General features: G+C 38.7%; 3 protein-coding genes. 1 reads left to right on the top strand and 2 read right to left on the bottom strand.

Annotation, left to right across the window (positions count from 1 at the left end; all coding sequences use genetic code 11):
- Window positions 1-2,236, bottom strand: a 2,236-nt coding sequence (locus ACB104_RS16020) for an FIDD domain-containing protein (protein WP_370480358.1), incomplete at its 3' end; no start/stop codon positions are given.
- 725 nt (window positions 2,237-2,961) lie between these two features.
- Here ACB104_RS16020 and ACB104_RS16015 point away from each other — a divergent pair.
- Entirely contained in the window at window positions 2,962-3,789 is an 828-nt protein-coding gene (locus ACB104_RS16015) for a choice-of-anchor J domain-containing protein (RefSeq protein ID WP_370480356.1), read from the top strand.
- A gap of 80 nt (window positions 3,790-3,869) precedes the next feature.
- Here the strand turns inward: ACB104_RS16015 and ACB104_RS16010 are convergent.
- On the bottom strand, window positions 3,870-5,238 hold a 1,369-nt coding region (locus ACB104_RS16010), incomplete at its 5' end, for an HYR-like domain-containing protein (RefSeq protein WP_370480355.1).

Genomic DNA, 5,238 nt, shown 5'->3' with positions numbered 1-5,238 from the left:
CATCTCCTGCATTGCCCTGACGGTAAATCGTAATGGTAAAGTCCGCATCATCCGGAGGACAATCTCCATTGCCTGGAACTGTATACGTAAAGTTATAAACTCCTGGCGTACTTACATCTACTATCGGGCCACTTGGTGTCCACGTACCATTGCCGTCGGCATCATTTGATAATAATCCGTCTAAATCATAAGCGTCCAAGCCCGAAGCTGTCTCACAATAGGAATCCGTGTTGTCATCTCCTGCATTGCCCTGACGGTAAATCGTAATGGTAAAGTCCGCATCATCCGGAGGACAATCTCCATTACATGGAACTGTATACTTAAAGTTATAAACTCCTGGCGTGCTTACATCTACTATCGGGCCACTTGGTGTCCACGTACCATTGCCGTCGGCATCATTTGATAATAATCCGTCCAAATCATAAGCGTCCAAGCCCGAAGCTGTCTCACAATAGGAATCTGTGTTATCATCTCCTGCATTGCCGCGGTCATAAACAGTAACAGTAAAAGTAGTTTTACTATAACATTGGCTACCAGTACGAACACTACGTACCCATATTGTTTTTGGACTATCAACAATGTCTACGGGGTAGCTTCCTGGAGAACCAATACCTGAACTCATAAGATTATCTGCATCAGCCTCAGTTTCATGAAATGTTCTTGTTGTATCAGGTTCAGGGGTACTATTCGCTTCGTCAATAGCAGTTTCAAGGTCAAATGTAGCCTGACCAGTATAGCCAACTTCACAAGCAGTTAGGGGATCTGCAGCGATTTCCGGTGGTCCACCAAGAAATCCGAATAGGTAAGGCCCGGCAAAGTCTTTTAACTCAGAACCGAAGGCGCTTTCATTTGGTCCACCACCACTACTACGGGTTTTAACCAATAAGCTACCTAATATATTGGAACAAGGATCTTGAGACCCTCTTCTATCTAATCCGAAAGCCGTTAAATTAATACCTATTTCAACAAATTGATAACGTTGATAATTTGTAATCCAATCTGGTCCAGATCCTTCATAGGTACCCCAAGGTGGTCCTAATGTGGTAGATCCTGCGGCATCAATAAAATTATCATTAGCTCTACCCCATGTAACGATTTGAGCATTATCTTTAGGATTAATGGCCGCGTAACCAAACTCGCCTGAATCTCCCTCTTGTTCAAACGCGACATTTTTATCTACATTAAAGGGTCTGCCATCCCAGTTATTGTCATAATTATTAAAAGTAGTTTCGCTCATCCATACTCTGATTCTTATAGAAGGCACATTACCACCGTTAATATAATCCACCGAAATAATGATCGTTCCTGGAATTAAAATACTTCCATCGTCACCACCTCCGGGAGCATTATCATCTCCGTCAGGATCAAAAGTCCAGGCGGTACGTCCGGCATTAGGACCTAATTTAGTTGGGTCACTAAGATCTGCAACCGTTTCTAATCCTACACGAAAAAATTCGAAATCTAAGTGTTTGTTACCGTTGGTAACCGCCAGTGAAGCGCCTGCATATGCAAAAAGTTCATCAAAAGGTCTGTCATCTTGAGGAAAACCAGGGTTGGTTGTAGGGTCATGCGGATTAGTACCTCGCAAATGTGCATACACATCCACAATATCCGTTTTTTGAGGCACACTTCCCATAGTTCCTATAGTCCAATTTATGGGATTATTAGAATTTTTATCTGCTCCTCCTGCAAAATAAGAGGTTTCAGCACTACCACCAGATGTATAGGTATCACGCCCGTAAACAGCATCCAGCCATAAATAAGCTGTTGGCATCGGGTTTCCAAGGGTAGTCGCATCTATAACGACGGGGAAATTGGCAATAGCAACAGGCACAAGAGGATTAGTCGGAACATCAGCTGCAGTTATAGATTGTCTAAGCTCAATCGCAACATTATCCGTACTGTTAGGAACGTCAGGATCGGAATCTGGGTTACCTCCATGGTCACTACCTAATTCATCGATTACTCCTAAGCCCGAGAGACCCTGGAACCAGTCATCAATTCCAGTAGGATTTACTGGAAGTGGAACAACCGGATTTCCAACATTAGGGAATTCTAATACACCGGAGTAGACATCCGCTTCAACACCAAAATTGGCCTGTACCGTAGATGAACCTACGTCCTGTGCATAAAAAGACTGTGTAGATAATCCAAAAACCAGGATTAAACAACACAACAATAGTTGTTTGACGCCTTTAGGTATAGGCCGCCAATTTGTTAAAGTAAAATTGTACATAACATTTATTTTTCGTTAATAATCATGTTACATAACAACCGTACAATTAAGAGGTATGTAGAATGAGGGCTATATTTTATTTTTCAATAAAAACCACGCCATAAACTAGTGTATAAATATTAAGGAAGAATTGGGCATTCAACAAACTGCTATTAATCAAATGCTATAATCATTTTGGATATACTATCAATCCAAATTATATTCCCAAAGAGAGTTTCATAATTAAATGATTCATAAATTTAACAAATACGAATCGATTAAAAAAAGATTTTACGGACATTTTTTATTTATTAGCTATGTAACTTAAAACATCGATGTACTGCAATATTTTAAAAAAATTCTATATAGACTCTTACTTATTACGACATAAAAAAAGATAAAATTAAGCTATCTATCAACCCATATTTTATCTGTTTGTACACGAAATTCTTTATAAATTTCTAGAAAAAAAGCCCTGGGTATTCAACAAAAAATAAATGTGTTACATTCGCGCCCCAAGGATTAGGACTTATAAAAAGCGAGATTTTTTAAACACAATTTATTTCCAAAAAAAAAAGATAACCCTACACCATGGTTACTTTTTTTTTTATTCTGAACTGATAAATTTTTCAATATTTATATGTATTTTACTACAAATATTATACGGTTTATCGATAAAATAGTATTTATTAACGTTTAAGTGTATTTTTTCATTACTTTTATTCCATAATAAACCTACTTATATTATGAAAAAAATTACATTAACCCTAGCCTTTGTTTTATGTTGTTACAGTATAAAACTAAGTTCACAATGTGACAATACACTACCCGTATTAGAGACTTTTGACACCAATGTTATTAATGTTTGTTGGGATGTTGAAGACAGTGACGGAGATAGCTACAGTTGGCAATGGTGGGAATTCTCATCGTACTATGGTGGATACAAGGTCATTGCTTCTTATTCTTTTGATGAATTAACCCCAGACAACTGGGTTATATCGCATGCCATTGATTTAACCTCATATAGCCCAGGTGAAACGATTACACTTTCTTGGAAAGTGAGAGGTGAATTATCTTATGCGGCCCATGAATATTATTCTGTTTATGCTGCGACCAGTAATGATACCTCAAGTTTTGAATCTACTCCCATCCAAAGAAGTGAATATACTGATGAAGTTGGTGGAGCTGGTGTTTTTGTAAGCCGAAGCTTAGACATTTCTTCACTAGCAGGTAATACGGTTTATATTGCTTTTAGGCACCATAATACTTCCAATCAGTCTGCTATTAATATTGACGAATTGTCAATAACCACGGGCACCCTTGGCATTGAAAGTTTTGATGCTAGTTCTGTTAAACATTATTATGATGGACATAGTGACGCGTTAACACTTAAATCATCAAATGCGCCTATTGATACAATAGACATATTTAATATTTTAGGGAAAAGGGTACTTAGTCAAAGGATATCAAAGAATAATGACATTCTTGACCTTTCATCTTTAAGCGACGATATTTATATTGCTAATCTTAAAATTGGCGATAACGTTCATACCATAAAGTTTGTAAAACATTAATAGGTTTTTCAAAATAAAATAAACAAAAAAGAGCCGCAATTGCGGCTCTTTTCTTTTAGCTATTAATCATTATATATTCTCTATTGAGGTGTTGAAGACACTATTTTCTTAATAAGTGTACCTTCTTTAGTCGTTAACCTTACAAAGAACATTTGGTTATCTGTTCCCGATAAGTCTAACTTCATAGTTCCAATAGAATCTTTAGTGTAATTTGAATCTTCAGATGATCTTATCAATGCACCTTTAATATCAAATACTTCTACCTTAACATCAGTATCATATTCGAAAGTGTATTGTAATGTCACTTCGCTTTCAAATGGTACTGGGTACGCCTTGAAGTCAACTGTATTTGTCTGTTGAACTAATTCTTCAGGCTCACAAGAACCTCCTGGGCAATCAAATCCGCCTTCGAATGAAACCATACCGCCTTCATTCTCTGACAGCAGATCGCTTTCTTCTGGAGAGCACATACATACTATTTCACAAGTCACGGCATGAGCTATCACGTAAATCGGTCCACTAATATCAGTTACCTTTACAGAATAATTTTGAACAGTTCCAATGCCCGATGGATTAAACGGATATTGGCCAGGTGCTACTGTATCTGATCCATTCTTTTGAGGGTATGGCTCACAACCAATATACACATGAGCTTCTGTCATCACATAACCAGGTGCTAAATCACCATAAGTTACAGTAACCATACCATCGATGTACTCGACAGTTACATTACCAACATGAGCTCCTTTTGAAACATCACATTGTGCCGCTCCAGCATATAGAGGCATTTCATAAGTACCTTCACACTCAAAATAATTGGTCCAGCCCCAACGCTTAAAGTCTGGGATAAAGCATTGTGCTCCTACATCTGCTCTTGCAAATGCCGTTTCACAGTTACCAATCTTATCCCATTCTTTCACATACTCAACAATAACAGGCTCTGCTGCATTCCCAGCACAGTCAGATACATTAAATACGTACTCATAGGTTGCAGAACACTCATCACTGCCCACCATATTGGCATACGCTCTTAAAGGAGCTCCATCTTCGCAATTATCGCTCCAAGTGGTATCAAGATATTCTGGAACGTCACCGTTACATATATATCCATCTTCCAATGGCGCAATTACTGGAGGTGTATTGTCATAGATCGTGATGGTCTGTACTCCTGCAGAGGTGTTACCTGCACAGTCAGATACTGTCCATGTTCTTAATATGTCTCCATAGCCACAGTTGTCAAGACCGCTCATATCGTCACTGTAGGTCGGTACAAGTGTACCGTCACAGTTGTCCTCTGCTGTTGCCATACCGGCATCGCCCAAGCTACATTCGAAGCTGGTGTCCGCTGGCAAGGTAAGTACCGGTGCAGTGTCATCATAGATGGTGATCGTTTGAACACCAGTTGATGTGTTGCCCGCACAGTCAGATACGGTCCATGTTCTTAATATG

This window comes from Tamlana flava (genome assembly GCF_041287255.1).
GTDB classification, from domain to species: domain Bacteria; phylum Bacteroidota; class Bacteroidia; order Flavobacteriales; family Flavobacteriaceae; genus Tamlana; species Tamlana flava.
This window is presented reverse-complemented; position numbering and strand designations above follow the sequence as displayed.

Excerpts from the sequence above, each read along its gene's own strand:
- ACB104_RS16015 (WP_370480356.1), top strand. The coding sequence starts at position 2,962 with ATGAAAAAAATTACATTAACCCTAGCCTTTGTTTTATGTTGTTACAGT.